This window comes from Rugamonas aquatica, assembly GCF_009380215.1.
GTDB classification, from domain to species: Bacteria; Pseudomonadota; Gammaproteobacteria; order Burkholderiales; family Burkholderiaceae_D; genus Rugamonas; species Rugamonas aquatica_B.
Genome location: NZ_WHUG01000009.1, coordinates 13048 through 33573, shown reverse-complemented (window position 1 = coordinate 33573; position 20526 = coordinate 13048). Strand labels below are relative to the sequence as shown.

General features: G+C 65.7%; 25 protein-coding genes. 8 read left to right on the top strand and 17 right to left on the bottom strand.

Translation table 11 applies throughout. From position 1 onward, the window contains the following. Positions 1 to 185: 185 nt before the first annotated feature. Positions 186 to 1271 (bottom strand): PRTRC system protein D, encoded by a 1086-nt coding sequence (locus GEV02_RS20705; protein WP_152839873.1) that lies wholly within the window; start codon positions 1269 to 1271, stop codon positions 186 to 188. Positions 1272 to 2960: 1689 nt separating this feature from the next. On the opposite strand from GEV02_RS20705, the gene GEV02_RS20700 reads away from it, so the two are divergent. Together GEV02_RS20700 and GEV02_RS20695 are read left to right on the top strand one after the other, a co-directional pair. Continuing rightward, positions 2961 to 4031 carry an integrase domain-containing protein gene (locus GEV02_RS20700; RefSeq protein WP_152839872.1) on the top strand — a complete coding sequence of 357 codons (1071 nt, stop codon included), beginning with the start codon at positions 2961 to 2963 and terminating at the stop codon, positions 4029 to 4031. After that, positions 4028 to 5206, top strand: coding sequence for a restriction endonuclease (locus GEV02_RS20695; RefSeq protein ID WP_152839871.1), 1179 nt, complete (start codon positions 4028 to 4030; stop codon positions 5204 to 5206). Before GEV02_RS20700 ends, GEV02_RS20695 begins: the two co-directional genes overlap by 4 nt. Here GEV02_RS20695 and GEV02_RS20690 read toward each other — a convergent pair. The 9 genes from GEV02_RS20690 to GEV02_RS20650 form a co-directional block, all read right to left on the bottom strand. Continuing rightward, complete coding sequence (locus GEV02_RS20690; RefSeq protein ID WP_152839870.1) at positions 5160 to 5996, bottom strand: PRTRC system ThiF family protein; 837 nt, start codon at positions 5994 to 5996, stop codon at positions 5160 to 5162. The two genes, GEV02_RS20695 and GEV02_RS20690, sit on opposite strands and share 47 nt — an antisense overlap. Continuing rightward, positions 5981 to 6475 (bottom strand): PRTRC system protein A, encoded by a 495-nt coding sequence (locus tag GEV02_RS20685; RefSeq protein WP_152839869.1) that lies wholly within the window; start codon positions 6473 to 6475, stop codon positions 5981 to 5983. Before GEV02_RS20685 ends, GEV02_RS20690 begins: the two co-directional genes overlap by 16 nt. 6 nt (positions 6476 to 6481) lie before the next feature. After that, positions 6482 to 6712 carry a DUF2016 domain-containing protein gene (locus GEV02_RS20680; RefSeq protein ID WP_152839868.1) on the bottom strand — a complete coding sequence of 77 codons (231 nt, stop codon included), beginning with the start codon at positions 6710 to 6712 and terminating at the stop codon, positions 6482 to 6484. Then, on the bottom strand, positions 6699 to 7436 hold the full coding sequence (locus GEV02_RS20675; RefSeq protein WP_152839867.1) for a PRTRC system protein B: 738 nt from the start codon (positions 7434 to 7436) through the stop codon (positions 6699 to 6701). Before GEV02_RS20675 ends, GEV02_RS20680 begins: the two co-directional genes overlap by 14 nt. Positions 7437 to 7463: 27 nt before the next feature. Then, positions 7464 to 8459, bottom strand: coding sequence for a PRTRC system protein F (locus GEV02_RS20670; protein ID WP_152839866.1), 996 nt, complete (start codon positions 8457 to 8459; stop codon positions 7464 to 7466). Continuing rightward, complete coding sequence (locus tag GEV02_RS20665) at positions 8456 to 8674, bottom strand: hypothetical protein (RefSeq protein WP_152839865.1); 219 nt, start codon at positions 8672 to 8674, stop codon at positions 8456 to 8458. The genes GEV02_RS20670 and GEV02_RS20665 overlap by 4 nt, the downstream gene beginning before the upstream one ends. After that, the gene (locus GEV02_RS20660; protein ID WP_152839864.1) at positions 8671 to 8877 is read right to left on the bottom strand and encodes a PRTRC system protein C; all 207 of its coding nucleotides are present in this window, start codon (positions 8875 to 8877) and stop codon (positions 8671 to 8673) included. The genes GEV02_RS20665 and GEV02_RS20660 overlap by 4 nt, the downstream gene beginning before the upstream one ends. 9 nt (positions 8878 to 8886) lie before the next feature. Next, a complete protein-coding gene (locus GEV02_RS20655; RefSeq protein ID WP_174999219.1) occupies positions 8887 to 9342 on the bottom strand; it encodes a PRTRC system protein E in 456 nt (151 codons plus the stop codon). 221 nt (positions 9343 to 9563) lie between these two features. Further along, the gene (locus GEV02_RS20650; RefSeq protein ID WP_152839862.1) at positions 9564 to 9863 is read right to left on the bottom strand and encodes a hypothetical protein; all 300 of its coding nucleotides are present in this window, start codon (positions 9861 to 9863) and stop codon (positions 9564 to 9566) included. 317 nt (positions 9864 to 10180) lie between these two features. On the opposite strand from GEV02_RS20650, the gene GEV02_RS20645 reads away from it, so the two are divergent. Both GEV02_RS20645 and GEV02_RS20640 read left to right on the top strand, forming a co-directional pair. Then, positions 10181 to 10411, top strand: coding sequence for a transcriptional regulator (locus GEV02_RS20645; protein ID WP_235922864.1), 231 nt, complete (start codon positions 10181 to 10183; stop codon positions 10409 to 10411). Between the two features lie 570 nt (positions 10412 to 10981). Then, positions 10982 to 11227 (top strand): hypothetical protein, encoded by a 246-nt coding sequence (locus GEV02_RS20640; RefSeq protein ID WP_152839861.1) that lies wholly within the window; start codon positions 10982 to 10984, stop codon positions 11225 to 11227. A gap of 81 nt (positions 11228 to 11308) precedes the next feature. On the opposite strand, the gene GEV02_RS20635 is transcribed toward GEV02_RS20640, so the two are convergent. The 6 genes from GEV02_RS20635 to GEV02_RS20615 all read right to left on the bottom strand — a co-directional run bounded on the left by GEV02_RS20635 (position 11309) and on the right by GEV02_RS20615 (position 13872). Further along, a complete protein-coding gene (locus GEV02_RS20635) occupies positions 11309 to 11644 on the bottom strand; it encodes a hypothetical protein (protein ID WP_152839860.1) in 336 nt (111 codons plus the stop codon). A gap of 125 nt (positions 11645 to 11769) precedes the next feature. Beyond that, complete coding sequence (locus tag GEV02_RS20630; RefSeq protein ID WP_152839859.1) at positions 11770 to 11994, bottom strand: hypothetical protein; 225 nt, start codon at positions 11992 to 11994, stop codon at positions 11770 to 11772. Positions 11995 to 12000: 6 nt separating this feature from the next. Further along, on the bottom strand, positions 12001 to 12141 hold the full coding sequence (locus GEV02_RS33385; RefSeq protein ID WP_235922874.1) for a hypothetical protein: 141 nt from the start codon (positions 12139 to 12141) through the stop codon (positions 12001 to 12003). A gap of 85 nt (positions 12142 to 12226) precedes the next feature. Next, positions 12227 to 12742 (bottom strand): RES family NAD+ phosphorylase, encoded by a 516-nt coding sequence (locus GEV02_RS33380; protein WP_328595880.1) that lies wholly within the window; start codon positions 12740 to 12742, stop codon positions 12227 to 12229. Further along, positions 12739 to 13176, bottom strand: a complete 438-nt coding sequence (locus GEV02_RS20620) for an antitoxin Xre-like helix-turn-helix domain-containing protein (protein WP_328595879.1) — start codon at positions 13174 to 13176, stop codon at positions 12739 to 12741. The genes GEV02_RS33380 and GEV02_RS20620 overlap by 4 nt, the downstream gene beginning before the upstream one ends. 228 nt (positions 13177 to 13404) lie before the next feature. Beyond that, positions 13405 to 13872, bottom strand: a complete 468-nt coding sequence (locus tag GEV02_RS20615) for a hypothetical protein (RefSeq protein ID WP_152839858.1) — start codon at positions 13870 to 13872, stop codon at positions 13405 to 13407. Between the two features lie 69 nt (positions 13873 to 13941). Here GEV02_RS20615 and GEV02_RS20610 point away from each other — a divergent pair, with 69 nt between their 5' ends. The 4 genes from GEV02_RS20610 to GEV02_RS20595 all read left to right on the top strand — a co-directional run bounded on the left by GEV02_RS20610 (position 13942) and on the right by GEV02_RS20595 (position 18298). Next, positions 13942 to 14931, top strand: a complete 990-nt coding sequence (locus GEV02_RS20610) for an SOS response-associated peptidase family protein (RefSeq protein ID WP_235922863.1) — start codon at positions 13942 to 13944, stop codon at positions 14929 to 14931. A 602-nt stretch (positions 14932 to 15533) separates the two neighbouring features. Next, positions 15534 to 16088 (top strand): antitoxin Xre/MbcA/ParS toxin-binding domain-containing protein, encoded by a 555-nt coding sequence (locus GEV02_RS20605; RefSeq protein WP_235922862.1) that lies wholly within the window; start codon positions 15534 to 15536, stop codon positions 16086 to 16088. Beyond that, positions 16085 to 16558, top strand: coding sequence for an RES family NAD+ phosphorylase (locus GEV02_RS20600; protein ID WP_152839857.1), 474 nt, complete (start codon positions 16085 to 16087; stop codon positions 16556 to 16558). The genes GEV02_RS20605 and GEV02_RS20600 overlap by 4 nt, the downstream gene beginning before the upstream one ends. Before the next feature lie 540 nt (positions 16559 to 17098). Continuing rightward, a complete protein-coding gene (locus GEV02_RS20595; protein WP_152839856.1) occupies positions 17099 to 18298 on the top strand; it encodes an ATP-binding protein in 1200 nt (399 codons plus the stop codon). An 868-nt stretch (positions 18299 to 19166) separates the two neighbouring features. Here GEV02_RS20595 and GEV02_RS20590 read toward each other — a convergent pair. Continuing rightward, positions 19167 to 20180 (bottom strand): IS110 family RNA-guided transposase, encoded by a 1014-nt coding sequence (locus GEV02_RS20590; RefSeq protein WP_152839855.1) that lies wholly within the window; start codon positions 20178 to 20180, stop codon positions 19167 to 19169. Between the last annotated feature and the right edge of the window lie 346 nt (positions 20181 to 20526).

Sequence of the window (20526 nt, the reverse complement as noted above, 5' to 3'; positions counted from 1 at the left end):
GCCCTCAGGATCGCGGAGCACCGAAAAGCTGCTCAACCGCGCTCATGCCGGCGTCGCCGCCGGCCTCCGTAGAGGGCGGGCGTTGGTTGGGCGCTGAAGACTGGCGCTGCGATAGCAAGCCTTCGTGCGCGAGGGTTCGCAGCCGGTTGACCCGCCGCGGCCCTTTGGGAAAGGCCGCGAGATCGTCATATAACGCGGGGTTGTCCATGCGCTGCAACTCCAGATTGATTCGTAAGGTCTGGCTCATGCTGTGGCTCCCCGATGCGCCCCGCCAGGCCAGTGCGTACCAGTTCGACGCCGGCCAGGTGGAACCCTCGCACGTTGGCAAACACCGGGTCGGCCACTTCCTCGATGCGATGGCGCGGGAATGCCTTCTTCACCGCCTTGAGGTAGAAAAAGGCGCCTCCCCCCACAAGCAAAATGTTGAGGATGTCGCTGGCGTCGCCAACGTAGTGCAGCATCTCAGCTACCGCCTGCTCGGCCACTTTGCCGGCCAACTTGAGGTGTCGTCCGATGTCATATTCCTTCTGGAAGATTACCGGCTTCGGTCCACCGCGCAAGGCCCGGTCGATCGCGTCGAAGTCGCGGAATTGGGTGCCGACGTTGGCGCTGATAGCCTCTGAGATGGCTAGCAGGACGTCGTACATCCCGCGCGGCAGCGAGTTGCTGCGGCGCTCGACCTGGCGCATGCCGTGGCAGAACAGCCAGTCGAAGGTGCGGTGGCCGGGATCGATCACCAGTGTTTTCTGTGCAAGGAGCGCTTCCAGTCGGTCCTGGCTCTTCGCCACAAACATGATGGCGCCCGCAGGCTGGGGCAAGACCTTCACAGCGCGCACGTCGACCTTCCGGCCGTCCGCGAGCGCGTGCGGCCCGGCCAGGCGCGATTCGAGCGACGAGACGACATTGCTGTGCTTGCTGCTGGCGACGGGCAAGCCCACCACCAGCAGATCGATCGCCGGGCACTGCATGTAGTGCAGGGCCCCGAGTATCAGGGCTAGATACTCCGGCGCTTCCGTGTAGCGGTCGTGCTGCAGCACCTGGGCGTTGTACGGCTGGGCGCCAAGATGAATCTCCGGCCCGACCTCGTACACCAGCCGCTCCACCGCCACCAGCACGGTGTCGCGCTCGGTGTCGGCGGCACGCGCGCGCTGTGGTTCGGTGGCATGCGCAATGGACGGAAACATCGCGCAGCTGATTTGGCTGCCTACGTTACCGGTTGTGTATTTGGTGTTGCCGCGGCCGACATCCACGGCGCGTACGATGCTAGACATGGTAGGCTCCTGGTTGAAAAATGATAGATCCAGTCTAGGGAGCTGAGCGGGGTTTATACATAGGATTTCGCCGCAAACCCAGTAGGAATGCTCCTGATTCCGTTATGTGCCGCGCACCGGGCAGTGCCCTGCCAGCGCTTGCGATTTGTATGCGGATTGATTGCTGCTGTTGACCCGAGCACTGTTCGAGTTCATAGGTAAATTTCCCGCAGGGTGGCGGCGCAATGACTGCGGCCGACCGGAGAACCGATGCGTTTCTGCCTGGTGGCAGACGTTGCGATCGCCGGGCCTGCGGTAGCGGGTGGCCCCTGGTCTGCTGGCGGGATTGCAACCGGATCTTCCTGTGCTGCTTAAGGCAGCGCACCAGGCGGATGCGCCGGGGACAGGTCCATTGCCGATCGCAGTGGCGGCACCTTGAATGTCGGTCGTTCCACCCGCACTATGCGCGCTGCGAGCCCACCGAGAACGATTTCATTTGCCTGCGCGCGGGCAGCGGCCGTAGTGGAGTCGTGCTGGGGTACCGCCGCAGGTGTTCCGGCATGGGTGCCGCCGGCAGCCAACGCTGCCCGGCACGTAAACGGCAACGAGTTGTGTCGCGGGCGCGCGGCCCGCTTCAATTCCGATTCACCTCAGAGGTAACCCACTTCCGCGCCGCGTCAAGGGGGCCGCTCGGCATCGCGACGATGCCCCGATCAATTGTCGAGCAATTACCCACTGTCGCGCGGCCACCCTGCTTGACGCGCGCGCCGCGCTGTACTACGCTGACACCGTCTGAGGGATCCATTTTCCTGGGGAACCTGCCCCGAAGTGGCGACGCAGCCGAGACCTGCATTAACACCGGCCCGCCGGTGCATAACCGTAGTACCCGCGCCGCACAGGCGCCGAGTCGCCCCGCGCGCCGTCCCCTGGATGGCACGCACAGTCTTGCCCCGCATGCCCGCATGCCCGCGTGTACGCCCCGAGCGCCACGCCGCCATGCCCCCTGGCCCCGCCGCGCTGTTTTCCAGCTGCGGCCGGGCTGATACGCGCACGCGACCGCCACTGGTCGCGCTCATGCCCGCGTGCGCCTAGAGCGCAGCGGGTCCGCACCGACGCCAGCCCCAGAGGCGGTGTCCGTCCCCAAGCCGTGCATGCGGCCAGACCGCCTGCGCACGCCGCCACGAGCGGCGTTAAGTACCCACGCTTTCAAAGCCCCCGTTCCAGACGTGCGCCTCCACGCTTCACCGCGTGGCCCGGCAGCGCGTGCCCTTGAGGCACCGCTGGCGGTCGCCAGCACGTATCCGTAGTCGGCCTGGTGGTAGGGCCGGGGATAGCTACGGTGGAACGGCACACCCGTTTTCCCGCTCCAGGAGCCGCGACGTGCGGCCCTGACGGCGCTTCGGCGCCGCGACCTGCCTGCGGGCAGGGACAGTCCGTGTGGCGAAATCCGCCGGGCTGCCAGTTGCACATTTTGACGCTACCCGGCCGTTCGGCGGCTCACCCGTATCCACTCCCCGGCGCCCCAGGGCCGCGCGCCGGGCGCGTAGTCCGGCCCCGGCGGCGCCGTGCGCGCAGCGACCGCCGCTGTCCGCGCGCGCCTGTACAGCCTAAGCAACGGAGAACCAGCATGCTAACCGCACCGACCACCCGGCCTGCCGCGCGCCGCGCCCGCACGCCCCAACCTGCCGCGCGCCAGCGCGCCCGCCCATCATGAGCGCCAACCCGAACTGGAAGGGCGAACTGCAATTGCTGCTCAAGGCGCACAACGCCCAGCACGGCGTGCGCGGCAAGGTCGTGTCGCACCGAACCATGGAGGCGCGCGCCGCCAGCCTGTTTCGCAGTTTCCGGCTGTTGCGGCAACTGGGCTACCAACTGGGACCGGCGGCGCTGGGGGGGCGCCATGTGCGCCACCTGGTGCACCACTGGTGCGGGCTGGAGCCGCCGCCCGGCGCGCCGCCTGCCACTCCGCACGCCCCGCCGCCACGCGCCAGCAGCGCGGCCTACATCCAGCAGCAACTGAGCTTCCTGCGGGTGTTCGCCGGCTGGATCGGCAAGCCGGGACTGGTGCAGGCGGCGCACGCCTACGTCGGCCCGGAACAGCGCGCGCTGGTGCAGCGGCACCAGGCGGCAGAACATGACCATAGCTTGAGCGCAGGGGAGGCCGACACCGGCGCCGTGCTGGCTCGGGTGGCCGCGCTCGACCCGTGGGTGGGCGTGCAACTGCAACTGATGTGGGCCTTCGGCCTGCGGCGCAAGGAAGCGGTGATGTTCTGCCCGCAGTTGGCCGAGGTGCCGGCGTGGGCCTTGCCGCCCAACGCCGATGCCGGCGCCGGCTACGTCAGTTTCGTGCGCGTCAAGCGCGGCACCAAGGGCGGACGGCTGCGCTACACCGCCGTGCGCAGCGACGAGCAGCGCGCCGCACTGGCGGCGGCGCAAGCGCTGGCGCGCCATCCCGGCGACCACATCGGCCGCCCCGGCCTGACCCTCAAGCAGGCGCTGGAGCGCTTCAAGTACGTGATGCGCCGTGCTGGGTTGACGCGCGCGCAGTTGGGGACGACCAGCCATGGGCTGCGGCACCAGTTCGCCAACGACCTGTACTTCGAACTGACCGGTATGCCGGCCCCGGTGCGCGGCGGGGTTGGGATCGACGCGGATGCCATGCTGGAGGCGTACAAGGAGGTGGCGCGCCAGCTGGGGCATGCGCGCCCGCAGATCTCAGGGGCCTATCTGGGGTCGCCCCGGCAGGCGCGCGCACCGCTAGATCAACCGGAGGCCGTATGAGTGCCGTGCTGCGCTGGCTGGTGGGCGCGTCCTCGCGCTGCTGCAACTGGCTGCGGCTGCTGGACCGGCCCGCGCACCGCCGTCGTATCCGCCAATCACGCAAGGTGCTGCACGCGCTGCGCTGCTTGGACGGCGACGGCCGGCAGGCACGCCGGCTGGCCTACCTGCGCCAGGTCGATCCGCTGTGCGTGGAGGAAGTGGTGCTGTCCGCGTGCGAGGCAGGCGGCGCTCCGGTATTGCGCAACCGTTCCTATAGCGGTGACGGCGGGATAGACGGGCGGGTGTGGATACGCGGCAGCGGCTGGCATCTGGTGCAGGTCAAGCGCTACCGCGAACACGTGGCGCTGGCGCACCTGCAGCAGTTCGCTGCGCTGGTGGCAGCGCAGCGCGTCGCCGGCGGCTGGTTTGTGCACACCGGCCGCAGCGGGCGTGCGCTGTATCCTGCGCTGCGCGGCAGCCGGGTGACGCTGGTCAGCGGCGAACGGCTGCTGGCATTGCTGGCCGATGGCGTGATGCCGGCCCGGCCGGCGGCGCCTGTGCGCGCGCAGCCATGCCAGGGGCCAGGGGCGCGGCCGGCCCTTCCGGCGAGGGTCTGGGGACGGCGGCTGCTGGCGGTGCTGCTGGCCGGGGTCGTTGCGGTTCTGCTGTGGCGGCAGGCCCCGCCGCGCGCGCATGCTGCGCCGGTGCTGGCCGCGCCGGCGGAAACGGCAACGCTGCGCAGCGGCCTGGCGGCGCCTCAGGCTGTGGCGTGGGTGACGCAGCGCCTGGCCGCGCTCCGCCAGGATGGCCGCTACCGCTTGGTCGTGGCGTACGGAAGCCCGTTGTTCCCCTCCGACGATGCGCTGCTCGACCAGGCGCGCGGCGGGGCAGCGCTGGCCGCGTGGGTGTCGCTGCCGCCGTCGGCGCGCCGTCCATCCTGGCTGGTGTTGCCCGATGCCGACTGGCTGGCCAGCGCGCCGGCCGGCAGCGTGCGCTGCCAACTGCTGGTCAGCGTGGCAGGCGATGGGCGCGGCAGCCGGTTCGCGGTGCTGCCGCTGCGCTGTGAGCAGGCGCTGAAGCGGCACTGGCGGACGATGGGGCGGGCCGGGCCGGGCCGCTACGTGGCCGCCGCGCCGCTGGCGCCGCAGCCTACGGCAGCGCAGCAGCTGCTGCAGGCGCTGGCGCCGGGGCGCTGACCGGCTCCGGCGGCGCGGGGCGCTCCACGCCGAAGCGCAGCCAGGTGGCGCGGTCCACCGCCAGCCCCGCGCTGCACAGGCTGTCGAGGTTGAACAGTGCCGCGTGCTGGGCCAGCCTTCCTGTCGAGAACAGCCGGTACAGCAGTTGGGCGCCGTAGCGCACCGCCATGTCGTTGACGAACAGGCCTTGCGAGGCCAGCGCCATGCGCAGCGAACACGACGGCGCCGCGTCCTCGTCCGGCCGAGGCTCCAGTATCTCCGGGTACAGTTCGGTGATGCAGGGCAGCCGCCACGCCGGGTCAACGCCGGTGCGCGGCGGCTGGCCCAGCCAGACCTGTCCGTCGGCCTCGCGGTTGCCGAGGTCCAGCCAGTAGGACACGCCATGCGGCTGGTCGAACAGGCGCTGGTGGATGTGGCGCCGGGCCGCCCGCGTGTCCACGCAGCTGATGATGATATCGGGCGCGCCGGCGTGGCGGTCCCATGCGAGGGCGGCAGTTTCCGGCACCGCGCGCCAGTTCAAGCCGTAGAACTGGTTGAGGCGCTCGATGGTGACGATGGCCTTGTACTGGCCGATATCGGACGGGCTGTAGACCTGCCGGCCAACGTTGGCGGCGCGCACCTTGGCGGGGTCCCAGGCGCACACGCTCAGGCCGTGCGGGTGGCCTTGGGCGCGCAGCGCAATATCGAGCCGGGCCAGACAGCCAGCCATCTGCGCGCCGCCGCCGCCGACGCCGATCAGGTGCACGGCGATGCGCTTCTGCAGCAGCCGGCCGTTCAGTAGATGCTCCATGGTGGAATCTCCTTAGCTGGGTCAGTTGAGCTACCAGTATCGCCCGCGCCGGCGCCGGCGCCGGCGCCAGTGCCGCGCGCTTCCTGCCACGGGTGCGGCAGCGCCAGCAGCAGGCCGTTGAGGCACAGCCGGAACGCCACGCTGGGCTGCCCGCGTTGCAGGTCGCCCACCACCATCGCCAGGCACATTCCGCGGTCGTCGCGGTCGTCCCCGGCCGAGAAGTAGGCCGGGCCGTGGCCGTGGCTGTGGAGGTCCAGCACCACCAGCTGCTGCGGCGCCAGCGGCGCCAGCCGGTATGCGACCTGCCCCGCGTGGGCGCACACGCTGGTGTGCAGCACCAGTTGCAGCTGGCCGGCGTGCGGGTCGTACACCAGCGCGCCGGCCAGTTCTGCCGGCGCCGCCGCGCGCGCGGCGTCGACGAAGCGGCCGATGAGCGTGCGCGGCAGGCGCCCGCAGGCCAGCTCCAGCTGCGGCCGCAATGCGCCCTACGGCAGCGACAGTCCAGGCGCCACGGCGCCGGCGCGCTGCAGCGCGTACAGCGCGGCGGTACGGGCCTCGATGAACAGGCCGTTCGACGCCAGCAGCATGCGCTGGCCGGGCCGGGCCAGCGGGAGGAACGGTGTGAAGCGCGGCACCGGCAGCACCGGGCATTGCCCGTGCAGCAGCGCGTCGCGCGGGTCCGGCTGCGGCGCCGGCTCCAAGTCAGCGCCGTCCACCGCGCGCCCCCACCAGCCGTGCCAGCTGTTCGCCCACGGTCCCGGCGACCGAGGGCACCAGCACCTTCTGCGGAAAGCGGTCCCACGCGCCGCCCAGCATCGCCAGCCAGAACGAACCGGGACCCTGCTCGTATGCCACCAGCGGTTCCTTGTCGGTCAGGTGGCTGAACGCGGAACCGAAGAAGGCGTGGTTCCAGTCGTCCAGCGCATCGACGCCGTAGTGCTGCGGCACCTCGCCGGTGCCGGCGCAAATGTCGCCCTCCAGATGCACGTTGAAATACGGCGCGCGCCACAGCGCGGTCAGCGGCGTCGGCCGGGCGCCGCCCTTGACCGCCCACGCCATCCAGCGTTGCGGCGAGGCGTGGAACACCAAGCCCGGATGGGGCAGCACGCCGTGGCGGTCGCCGCCGAATTCCGGCACCCGGAAGACGATGTGGCGGCGCCCCGGCGGCAGCCACCAGAGCAGCTGCCGGCCATCGTGCCACAGCAGTTCCGGCGGCAGAAAGCCGGCCGGTTCTGCGCGTTCGCCCAGGGCGCTGGCCAGCGCATGCACGGCGCCGCTGTGCACCGCGCAGCCGGGCAGGATGGTGGAAACGCCATCGACGGTGGCGATATCGTGCACGGTGGCGCTGCTGCCGCCGCCATGTTGGTACAGCAGGATCGCGCGCCGAAGCGGCAGCGACTGTTCGCGGTTGGTGCTGATGGCAAATGGTATCGGGTCCATATCGGTCCTCCGTGTGAGCTTCCAGTATCAGGCCAACAGCCCGGCCAGCAAGGCGTCGAGCTGGCGCATCACTTGCAGGTGCAACTGAAGTTGGCGGTACCACTGGCCCAGCTGGGCCGGGTGATCGAGCGAGCAGCGGCTGCGGCTGATCCAGTCGTGGCAGTCGCCCTGCAAGGTCAGGTGATCCTGCATGTCGAACAGGCGCAGCGTCGGGTCATCCTCATGCCATATCAGCTTGCCGCCGTAGCCGGCGAACGAGCCGTAGTCGCCGTCCTCGTCGTCGTTCAGCGGCGCCTCCGCGCTTGCATACGCTTGTCGCTGTCGCGCGGTCAGGCGCAGCTGCGCCGACTTCAGCCGGCGCAGCTGCGCGGCGTGCGGCGCTGCGGGCCCGCCCTCCTTGGCCAGCCTCACCAGCGCGCGCATCGACAGCTGTGCGTCGTCGGGGTGGCTGACCCACGCAGGGTAGGCGGCGTCGAATTGGGCGCGCGTGACGATGCTCTCCAGCAGATCGGCGCGCTGCTCGTCGTTGGTGCATTCCTTCAGCGCGTCCTGCTCGTCGTCGCCACCCTGCCAGCACAGGTAGCTGGCCTCCTCGAATGCATGGACCGGCGTGAACAGCGGATAAGTCCACTGCCCGTACAGCAGCGCGATCGCGGTGGCGCCCAGCCCCGGCGCCAGCTGTTCAAGGCGGGCCGCGCCCGGGCCGATGTGCCACACCGGCGCGCTGGTGGCGTAACAGGTGGCGATCAAGTCCTCCCCTTCGCCATCGTACCTGCCGCCCAGTTCCAGGCTGAAGGCCGGTGCCAGACACTGCAGCGCGCCCAGCTGCTCGCCCAGCCAGCGTTGCAGGGTGCTCTCTATCGCCTGCAGCGGCGAGTCCCAGCGGTCCGGCAAGGACTTGCCTCGCAGGACGCCAGACTTGGCGAAGTACAGCGCCAGTTCCGCTTCCCGCCGGTGCTCGTGCAGCGGCACCAGCTGCGGCGGTATGTCGGCGCCGATGCGCGGCAGCGACAGGCTGTTCATGGCAGCGGCGCCAACAGTCGGGATGGCGGCAGGATGCGCTGGAAGCGTTGCTCTGGCGCGCGCTCGCTCAGGGTGGCGTCGGCCAGCTGCACCAGACACCGGGCATATCGCTGGCTGATGTCGTCGTGGCACGCCTGCGCCAGCTGCACCACCGGGTCCGCGCCTGTCAACGCTGGGCTGCGTTGCAGGCGACGCACGAACGATGCGGGGCTCATTGCTTGGTCCCCACGGTGCGGCGGAACGTTACCTCCTGTTCGCCGTTGACCACCGGCTCGAGCTCGACGTCGGCGTTCAGCAGTTCCGGGAACTGCAGCGCGTGCAGCTTGCGCATGTCCTCCAGCGTATGGCCGGGCAGATCGGTCAGCGTCACGCCGTTGTAGCGCAGCACGCGACGGGTGGCTTCGATTTCAATGGGCATGGCGTTCTCCTAGTCGAACAGGCTGGGTTGAGCCGGCGCCACAGGCGCCTTGACCGGCAATGCGGCAGGTTGCTGGCCGGCTTGGCCGGCTTGGCCGTGCACGTCGCCGTCCTGCACGTGCCAGTCTGCTTTGGTAGGAGCGGCTTCCGTGCCCGGCAGGTGCCGAGTTGTCGGCTTGGCCGTTGGCTTGGCAGACTTGCTGCGTAGTTGCTCGGCGGCGGCGTCGGCCTGCGCCTGCAAGCTACCGAGCACGGTGCGGTAGGTGGCGAAGGCGCCGGCAAAGCCGGTGTCGAATTCGGCAGGGGTGGCGGTCAGGGTCAGCGGTTCGCACGTCGCGCAGGCAGCGTGACCGCCCTTGGGCTGCGGTCGCACGCTGATAGTCATCAGGCCGGTGTCGGCATTGGCATCGACCAGCATCGACAGGGTGCTGCGGCAGGCCAGCGCGTACAGTTCTTGAAATAGCATCGCGTTTCTCCATGGGGTGACAGATGTATCCATGGTAGGCCCGGTACTGGCCGCGTCCAGTGGCCAGCCGGCGGCGGCGATGCCGGTGCGCGGCGTGGTGTAGTCCGAGGTTGTCCTGCAGACGCTTTCGGTTTCTCATGCTACTGGCCACCGCCGCAGCGTCAACCTGGGCGGCTCTGTGGCCGGCCGCCCCCTCAAGGCCCGGAACGCACCCGGGGTATCTACACTGCGACTTCGTTGCCGTTCTGGTCGACGTAGAACTCGGTCTGGCAGTGTTCGCAGATGGCGCGCGCCAGCAGTACCGTGCCGGCGCCGTTGCGGCGCAGCGCAAGGCGCTTGGACAGCACCCGCAGGCCGCATCCGGGGCAATCCGGTTCGAACGCTCGTCGCATGGCGTTGACGCTGTTGAGCCACCTGTCGCGCGCCTCGGCGCCATCCCCCAGCGAGAGCCGGATCATGTCGCCCCAGTCGTGGAGCGCCAACCAGGAATTGGCTTCATCAATGGTCATCGGGGTGGACATGGCAGCCTCCCTCAAAATACGGTTGGACGGCGTTTGCCGGCGCCGGTGCCATGTGACGCCATGCGGCCAAGCAGGCAACCTTCGGCAAGTACGGAAGGCATCGACCGTGCGCCCTCGCCGCGCGGATGGGCCAGTGAAACAGCAGAGGGCGGTGTGGCTTCGGCACAGCGCGTGCCCGTTGGTGTGGTGGGACCTCAACGCATGCGCAGCGCCGTCGCCACAAGCCGCATTGCCCGTGACGACAGGCGAAGGCTCGTGCTGTACGCGGCGCGCAGCGCCGGCTGGTGCCGGATGCGCTATGATACTCACGAGCACACTTGATCGACGACACCATGACTGACCGCCCCATTGCCCAGCAGGAGTTTCTGCGCGCTGCGATGTCGACCCTGGACATGACCCCAGACGAGTTTGCCGCACGTATCGGTTCGACTACCCGCTGCCTTGACAACTGGCTGCTACCATCCGATGCCAAAGGCTTCCGGGAGCTGGACGGTGTTGCGTGGAAATTCATTCGGGAGATTTTGGAAGACCAAGGTAAAAACGCTTGAGTGCATTCATCGGGCAGGTATACTGGGAAGGGCAGGCAGCGGTTTCTGTTCCTTCATCACCGACGAAAACATGCGTTCGAGAGCAAACATGCAGCCCAGGAATGGGCGGATGCGAATCAGGCGTCCGTCGCAAAGCTGGCAGGCCACGCCATGAATTTGCCCGGCCCGCTGTACATCGGTATGAAGCTTCACCGGCCCGGCTCCGCAGCGTGGAGCCACGGACTAGCCTACGACCATGAGCCACACCCAAGCCCGAGCGTTCAGTCGGCGGCGTAGCAGTTGCCGCTCGTTTCCAGGTAGACACTGATGTCGTGTCGCTTGAGTTCGGCCGATGGCGGCAATGAATGTCACTGGTCGGCGGTGGCCGCTGTCGGAGATGGAAGGGTAGCGGCGCCGGCATGCGTTCCCCACCTTTGCAGCGCCGGGTCGGTAGGCTGTGCGCGCGCCAAGTGGCGCCGCCGGCAGTGGACTCAGGAGGAATTTCATGGCTAACACGGTCGATTTCCCGGTTGTATATGACGTACTGATGCGATTGCCGAATGTATAGCGCAAAGCAGCCTCGAAACGGCTGTGAAGTCGGCATTCGAGGTCATCCTGGATGACAACGCCTTCCCCCCGAAAGATGTGCATACCCGTCATGTCAACGGGTCCGCGGTCTTCACGTCGATGCAGAAGTTGGACCTTCTCGCGAAGATTGCAGCAGCTCTGGAAGCCGCCGGCCGTGGCGATACCGCGCCGGGCGATGGTTTGCTCAACGATCTGGCACGACAGTTTGCCTATCTCGATAACAGCGAGTTGAACGGCGTGCAGGTCTGAACGCCTCGGTGCGCTCCTACGTTGCATAATGTCGGGAGCACGGTGACGCTGGGTTGGTGGTGGAATATTTTTCGGACACGGTCATGGTCTGATCAGTCGGGTGGGCGCGCGTCCTGCCGGGCCGTATGGACTGTCGATCGTCTCGGCGCCGGTGATGCCGCCGTCGCTGAGCCGGACGATCGGTGTGGCGCCATCATGGCCGAAGCAGTACCGGCAAACGGTGCCGAGTCCAGGGGCGGGAATCCGCCAGTAGCGTTTTCCGCAAGCGGCCGCCCAGGCCGACATCCGCTTTACATTCCATCCAGTCCAGATAGCCGGCGTGGCTGTTGAAAACCATGCAGACCGTGACGCCATCACCTTGCAGCAGCGGTTTGGGTGCAGGCGGCTGGTCCGGTCGTCGGTGGCGAACTCGCTCATCCCGGTTTCTGGCTGGGGCTGCGCGTGGCGAGTCCCGTGTCGCCGGCCGGATGCGGGTGGCTTGCCAGTCCGAGAATGTGTGTCTCCACCCGGTCGATCGCGTCGCCGCCGATGATGGGTTCTGCCTAAGCCCGCAATGCGCAAATGCCATAGCGCAGCTGCGCGGTGGCCAATTGCTCCGGGCTACCGATAAATAACGGCGTGCAGGCCTGGTCCACGCTGGTGCTATCGTGGTTGATGATCAGTAAGAGGTAGTCGTTGCCGCAGCTGATACCGCGCAGCGCCGCCAGCAGCTGCATTATCTCGTGGTCGGCCACCGGGCCGTAGTAGCCGGCGAAATCCAGGGCCAACTGGAGTTAGGTCTCGGTCACGCACAGTTGCCGGCGTTGCAGCGCTTTCGCGTAGCTGGTGCGGCAGTATTGGAGGAAGGGGGCCAGCGCCGCTTCCACTAGCTTCGGCGCGACTGTGCCGTGCAGTGTGTAGTCATAGGTGTGCACAGGGGCTCCGTGGTGTGCGCGGCGCCGGTCACGCGCGAATTGCGCGGGATGTCGGTATGGGTATTGGCGACCGCGTATGACCATGTTAACGCCGCAGGCGGCGTCTGCCAGCGGGGTGCGCTGCCGGGGGCAGCGCCGCAAGATGGTGTCGTAGCGCCACAGGCGTACCTTGGTAGCCTGGATGCGATCGGTGTCGGGGTGGGCGGGATTGATCAGGATCACCCGTTCCTCGGGTACGATCACGGACGGCACCAGTAACAGCGTCGCCGAGCGTCCAGTGGGTGCCGAAGTCCAGGCTGACGCGGCCGGGCGGCAGTGAGTCCCAGCCCACCGGGGCGTTGGCAAGCTGCAGGTGCAACAACGCGTCCATCACATCATCGGGCACGTCGACGCGGACCAGGTAGTCGTACAGCGGCAGAGAGGTGGCGACCAGATGTGCCACCGTCTCGAGGGAGGCCAGCGCGATACTTTCGGCGCAATACAGCATCGAGGTGCCCTTGCGGTTCCAGCGGCCGCCGCTCAGGCGCGCGCCGGCCCCGTTCAGATCGTCCGACGTGTAGTCCGGAGCGTCGGTGGCGATGCGCCAAACTGAGTGGGTCATGCGTAGGCACCGGTTTGCATTTGCGCCAGCAAGCCGGCCAGCACTTCCTGGCCGGCCAGCGTGTCCATGAACTCGGCCGGCCGGCGGTTGCCCAGCGCGGGATTGGGCTTTTCGATCCAGTCGCTGACCCAGGCGGCGGCATTGAAGCCGGCAGGATCGCCCGATTGCTGCACTATGGCGGCGACTTGGCCGATCAGCCGTGCCAGGCCCAGCACGCGCTCCGACTGGTCGGTGGTCAGCATCTGGTCGTTACGGATCTTGCGGTTGATAGTGGTGCGCGGCAAGCCGAGCAATTGCAGCAGCCATTCCTGCGGGCGCGCCAGCGCGGTTGACAATTCGCCGAGCCGACGCGCCTGCACGCCCTCCTTGATGGTGGCGATCCGTTGCAAGGGGCCGGCCAGGTACAGGTCCTGATAGTTTAGTAGCAGCGGCACCGATTGCGGCGGCTCGGGCGCAAGGATTGTGTGGGGGAGACTGTCGCGGCGGTGGCTGTGGCGGCAACGTGGCCGGGCGGGATGCGTGGCTTTTTTACAGGTGCGGAGTTCATGATGTAATTTCCTCCCATACGGGCCTAAATTTTAGCTCAAATAGGCCGGACTTGCGCGGAGCGATGTACTGTCCGCGCGCCCTGGGCCGGCCTGCAAAAGGCCGCTTCGGTCGGTTCAGGGCGCACAGTCCGGCCGCGACGACTTACGCGACTGCGGCAGAACATTGCCGTCGGCCTGAGCCAGCGGATAAATGGCGTCCAGCTCGACGTACAGTTGGAAGGTGCGTATCTGGACCTGAACCAGCGGCCCTTGCCGGCCTATGATCGGTGCGCAAGTGTACTGGCCCCCGGGCCAGCCGCCATCCGGGAACTTGGCGGAGAGCTTGCTTCTGGCCACCCCTACCCGGGCGCCGACCGGCGCATCTGCCCGCAGGCCATCGATGCGGCGCCGGTAGGCGTCGCGATCACGTTCAAGGTCGAGATGGTGCCCGCCGTCGAATACGTAAATGTTGATCGGCCAGGCGAAGCCGAGCGGCAGCAAGTTGCTGTGGTCGTCGCCGGCCGGACTGAAGGTCAGCTTGTACAGCAGGCGTTCCTGCGAGTCGAGGCACATGTGCGTGCCGGAACGCTTGCTGGCGCGCATGAAATTCGCCCATGGCTTGACAACCGGACTCTCGCGGATGCCGCCGCGGTTGTCCGCCTTGTGGAGCACATGGCCGCCGGCCAGGCTGCTGCTATGGTCCAGGCTGCCAACTGTCCCGCTTCCGGCTACGCGTCGCCTCTCGACTTCCCCAGCGCTTCCATCCAGCAGACCGCGCTGCTGACCGGCTTGAAGGCGACCTTGGACGCCGGACTGCAGCGGTGGCGGCGCCCCATGCTGGTGGCCCCGGAGGGCGGGCGGCGCTGCCGTGTCGACCCGCTGCGGGAGCAGCGCTGGAGGGAAATTAGCGTTATCAAGCAATCCCATCTTGCCAAATGGTGCAACCATTTGCGCCAACTACCGCCCGACCCAGCATTACTCGATGCCGAAATGGGTATCTTGATCGACCTCGACGACACGTCGGCATGGAAGCACGAGGTGTTCAGGGATTATCAGGCGCCGATCGTGCGCCGCGAGGGGCTGCTGGCGGGTTACGACATGTACCCGATGAAGTACCAGCGCCGGGACTTTCAAGCCCAGCAAGCCCGGCTGCCCGCAGGTGCCGACCGCAAGCTCAGGAAAAAATTCAGTGGCTACGAAACGACGAACGCGAGGGACGACGGCCTGGGACAGCGCGTGACCTATAAGGGGCCGTGGAAGAACGCTCAGCTGTGCCTGGTGCCGGCCACGTCATTCATCGAGCCATGCTACGAAACTGGGAAGAATGTGTGGATGGAGATCGGCCTGGTGGACGAGCCCATGTTTGCGGTGCAGGGCCTTTGGCGGGAGTGGCCGGGCGAGCACGGGCCCGAGTACCTCTTCACGCAAATCACTGTCAACGCGGATGACCATGCGTTGATGAAGCGCATGCACAAGCCGCAGGATGAAAAGCGCTCGCTGGTAATCGTCCCGCGCGATGAATGGGACGACTGGCTCGATTGCAAAGACCCGGAATTTGCGCGCAGCTTCTTGCGGCTGCGCCCCGCCGAATTGATGAAGGCCTGGCCGAAGGTCAGTGGCGCTATCTCCGCGAACGGAGACAACTTGCAGTTGGCGTTTTAAGCGCCTGCTCCGCTGTTTCGCCGTCATCCGCCCCAGCGGTGATGCTGTTCCAAGGCCAACCGCCCGGTACCCTGGACCCCGGGTCCGAGGCTTGACCGTCATCGGGGTGCCTGGCCGCCATTGCGCTGCCGGCGTGGCGGTCTCCCCTAGCCTGTCTCGCCTTCGCCCAGTATCTCGTCAATCAGATGCCGGCTTGCCACGCGTGCCGCTGGCGGCATGGCCAACGGGGCGCTAAGGTCGCTGCAGTCGCCGGCCAGTATCAGGCCGGCCTTCCACACCAGCGGGCAGCTGTCCGGGGCGGATCGACCCCGGCGCGCATCAGGAGGTGGGCGGCACGCCAAGCCGCCTGCCATTGCGCATGGTTGCCGTAATAGTGGCCGAGACCTGGTTTGCGGGGGAAGCTCATGTTGTTTCCTCTCCGAGGTGTGGGACGCTGCCGGGTGCAAGCCAGCCCAATCGCGGGCCGCAGATAATAACTGGCATTGTGTGTTTCCGTATTATGGATTACCATTTGACTGTCGCAACTTAACCAAATGGGTGTCGCCATGACTGCAATGAGTGATTCGGATGTACCGCGCCGGGCTAGGCCGGCAAGGGGGCAAATGCCGGCCAAGGGAAGCACCGAGCGGCTGCCGGCCGCGTCGCACAAGATGCATGTGCTGTGGGCGAACCGCGCGAGCCCGGTTGGCGGTTCAGGCAAGTCATCGTTGGCCCAGCTGAGGGCGCTCGTAGCGCGTGTGCGCGAGGCGCCCGGTGTCCAGCTGTTCGATGCGGTGGAGGCGGGGGTGCCGACCGACGTTGTCAAGCTGATCGCCAAGGCCACGGGTGAACCCGCTTCGGTGATCATGGGATTGGCCGGCGTGTCGCAGACCACCTTCGTGCGCAACGAGGCCGCCAATAAGCCGCTGCCGGACGTCGCGGGACACCGCATCATGGCCTACCTGCGCCTGCTTGCCACCTTGCACAGGATGCTCGACGAGAGCGGCGACCCGGAGCAAATGAAATCCTTCGATCTGGAAGGGTGGTTCGCACACTGGGTCCATGAAAGCTTGCCGGAACTGGGCGACAAGACGCCGGCCGACATGTTGCGCAATCCTGAGGGCCAGCGCGCGGTCGAGCAGGTGCTCGAGCGTATGCGCGGCGGGCTGGCGGCATGACGGTCAGCCTGTGGCGCATCGCTTCGGACACTCCTAGCTGGACCGCAGAGGACATGGCCGGCAAAGGCGCCGCCAGCAGCGGATCACGCTGGAACCATGCGGGAGAGCATGTCACCTACACGGCCACGTCGATTTCGCTGGCCGCGTGGGAAACGCGTGCCCACTTCGGGAAAGGGGCTGTGCTGCCCTGGAACCGTATCCTGGTACGCATCGACGTGCCGGACGCGGTCTGGGGAGCACGCGCGCTTACGCCGCGCCCTCTGCCGGTGGGCTGGAACGTGGTCCCCGAGGGTATGGTGTCGCGATCGATCGGCTCGGCCTGGCTTGCCAGTGGCGTTTCGGCTCTGCTGGTGGTGCCGTCGGTGATCATCAATGAGGAAGACAATGTGCTGATCAATCCAGCCCATCCCGGCGCTGCCGGTATCACGGTCGCTCGCGTACGGCAATTCATCTACGACCATAGGGTTTAGCGCGGCGAGCGGCTGACCGCATCCGGTGCCGCGGCATTGACGCCACCAGTTACGTGGGCGGGGAGCGTCCTTGGGCCGGCCGTGGCAGGTCGGATTTGCCTTGACGTTACTCCTCCGGGCGGTGTAGGTCAAGCGCCAGCGCGGTCGCTCTGGCGGGGGATCACGCCATACATCAGCAGGGTGCTCTTGCACTGTCGTAGCCGACAGAGAGTGGGCCGCCCCGGACGCAGACAGGCACCCAGGGCACCGGGCTTCACGTATGGCCCGGCCCCCTGGGCAGGGCGGCCAGCGCGGATGAGCAAAATATTGGCCGATGGGAATTAGTGCGTTTTGTGCGGCGACTGTGGTGCAAGGCTGTACACAGTCTAGGCCCGTGGCGTCGCGGCGCCCTAATGGGCAGCGACAGTCGGATGCGGCGGCGTGCGCGAAAATAGACCGGTATGCCGTCGACCTTGGCACCGTTCGCACCGGGACGCTTGACATGTCTACCGAGATTAGCTAATTTATGAAAATTAGATAAACCATCAAAGGAGGGTATAAATGGACCCTATATCGAATCCCTATGCTCCCGGTGCGGGCAGCCCGCCGCCTGAACTTGCGGGCCGCGATGCCGTGCGGGCCAAGATGCGACTGTGTATCGAACGTCTGCGCCGAGGCAAGCCGGCGAAGAGCATGATGTTGGTCGGCCTCCGCGGCGTGGGTAAGACCGTCCTGCTGGATCAGATGATGAAGGATGCTGAGGCTTCCGATGTCGTGACGATCCGCATCGAGGCGCCGGAAGGCAAATCACTGCCCGCTTCGCTGGCGCCGCAATTGCGTCTGGGCCTGCTCAAATTAAGCCGTATGCAAAATGCAAAGGACATGGCCATACGCGGGCTGCGAGCGCTGGCAGGTTTTGTCGGCAAGATGAAGATCACGTACAACGATATCGAAGTCGGGCTGGACTTCGAGCCGGAACCAGGTCTGGCCGATAACGGCGATCTGGAAGGCGACTTGACCATGTTGCTTGAGCAGGTCGGCCGGGCTGCGCAAGCGGCCGACACGCTGGTGGCGATCTTCATAGATGAGCTGCAGTACGTCCCAGAGCCACAGATGGCCGCGTTGATTTCCGCACTGCACCGGTGCGCGCAACTGCAACTTCCGCTGGTCGTGGTCGGTGCCGGTTTGCCGCAGTTGCGCGGGCGGATGGGCGAAGCGAAATCGTATGCCGAGCGACTGTTCGATTTCCCCGCGATCGGACCGCTGGAGGCTGGCGACGCCGCCGACGCCATCGTCAAGCCTGCTCACGATGAGGGCGTCGAGGTCGACGTCGATGCCGTTACGTTGATCGTCAATTACACCAAGGGCTACCCATACTTCCTGCAGGAATGGGGCAAGCACGCGTGGGACGTTGCGGAAGCCAGTCCGATTACCCGGCAGGATGTCGAAACTGCGTCGACCGAAGCGATCGCCGCGCTTGACGAGAGCTTTTTCAGGGTTCGTTTCGACCGACTGACACCCGCGGAAAAAAAGTACCTTCGTGCGATGGCGGAGCTTGGCAGCGGGCCCCATCGCTCCGGTGACATCGCCGCGGAACTTGGCCGGGAAAGTTCGTCGCTAGGCCCTGTACGCAGCAGCTTGATCTCCAAAGGGATGGTCTGGAGCCCCACCCACGGGGACACGGCTTTCACGGTACCTCTATTCGATGAGTTCATGAAACGCATCATGCCCGGAGAAGAATGGGCCCAGGCGGAAGCCTGATCCTCTGAGAACCTGCGGGCCTACGAGGCGTCCAAGCAGATGGGCTTGGCGCCGGCCAAACATGCCGATACGGGGAGACCAGCGATGGTCGCTGCAGCGGCGGCCGCCGACAAGCACATCGAGTATTTCTGGGAGACCACTAAAATGTTTGAATATTATGAAACGCGCCAACTGGACTCGACCGGGTCGCCGATCAAAGTGGCGGATGTGCTGAGGCTCCAGGACGGGGCGGAGGTAGTCGTCCATCGGGACGGCACGGGCGCCGTGTGCGGCTTCAAGCGGGCGCGCGGCCACCAGCTTCCTGATCTGTCGCCGATAGATTTCGCCCCGATTTCGGCGACCGTCGTGCGGTCCCGCGCGGAGTTGACGAAGCATCCAGCCCCCGTATTACCGACCATGCGGCGCGGCAGCGCCCAGAGTACGCGCTGGGCGAACACGCATGGACGCAGGGTGAGTCGCCCATTAGCCGGCCGCTGTCAGCAGTTCGAATTTTCTCCTCGCGTTACTCTGCGATTTCTTTCGTTACCTGAGCCATCGTATGGGCTCTGCAGGCGTGGCGGTCGTGTCCTATGCCTCATCGCTGGTTGCATGAATCGCACCAGTCACCCATCTGGATCAAGCCAAATTCTCACTTAGCAGTTTCGCCCTGACGGCATGGCCGCCCCAGAAGCATCTCGGTACCGTAGTGCGTCCAAATGGAAGAACAATTCTATGGCTGCCGTTATCTAACGGCTCCAAACCCTGGTGGCTCGCATTCCGGACGACTCACTCCCTGAGAACTCAATACAATGGCAGACGGCGGGGCGTCCAATCAATCCGCTGGCTCACACTCCAACCCACTCGCTGGCTCGCCGGGCCGTTGCCACATTTAGGAAAAGCAGGGTTCAACTGAAAACTGCTCTCCCGTTTTCAACATATGAAAGCAGGCGCGCGCCAGTTTGTGCGCTACCGCCTTGATCGCGACTACACTATTGCGTTTTGCTTTCTTGCGTTGATAAAACTTACGTGCGGGCTCGCAAAATCGAATCGCGAAGTTTGCAGCCTCGACATATGCCCAAGCCAAAAAGCGATTACCGTTCTTGGTATTGCCTTCTCCCTTTTTCTTCCCTTTAGAGACATGTGCGCTGCTAACGCAGCGGCAATACGAAGCGTAGTTGCCCGGGCCTGAAAACCTAGCGATATCTCCGGTCTCAAGCAAAATGACTGCTGCCAAGATGGTGCCGATACCCGAAACCGAATTGAGCAAACGGTAGCCCGGAGCAACGCGACAGTAGCTGACCAGTGATTTCTCGATTTCATCGATTTGAGCTTGCAGCGCCTGCATCACCGCCAGGTTGGCCTTCATGCCTTGGGCCTCGGTTGTACCGATGGGCATGGCGTCGATGTCCAGCTCGGTCAATTGTTTGATCTCTCTGCCGGTAATGTAGCTGCCTGTTTGCTGAGCCAGGCAGGTCTCGATTGACAGGATATTCGTCGTCCTCATTTCCACCAATTGCATGCGTTTGCGAGCGAGATCCCTGACCGCCCTCATGGGCTTGGGCATGATGTGGCCCTCCGGCAAAAGTCCGAGGCGAAGCAAAAGCGCCAAATGTCGGGCATCTGACTCATCGCCACGATGCTTGAGTCCATCGTACTGCTTGATCGCCGTTGTGTTCGCCAAGTGAAGCATATAGCCAGCCTCAATCAGACCATCGACAAGCCAGTACCAGTTGTAGGTCGACTCCACAACCACGCCGGAAAGCTCCTGTCGATATGGTTCAAGCGCCGAGCAAATCGTCCTCAGATCGTTGACTAGCCGTTTGGAATATACAACCTTGTCGGCTTCGTCGGAGACGACGACAAGGCAGTTGTTGGAATGAAGATCAATGCCACAAAATAACATGACGTCCTCCTCGATAAAGTTCGGATTCGTACCGTGACTTTATTCCTCGGCTTTGCCGAAGGGGGGCGGCTAGATGATTATCAATCCTTGTAAATCTGTTCGCAATTTTTAACGTGGGGCCGTTGCTGGACTCGACCGTATGGAGATTGCTGTTCGCACCCAGCTCTGACAGCTGGATGCTCGGTTACCAGGAAGCCTGATGACCGGCGCCAGACAGGAGACCATTCGTTGCAAAGTGCTGTGATGCGGGGGAGGTCGCTCATCCGCGCGTTCGATATATACCTGGCGACGCAACCCGACTTCCGCGCTGCCTGCAAGTAAGGACCATATGGGCACGCTCTGATAG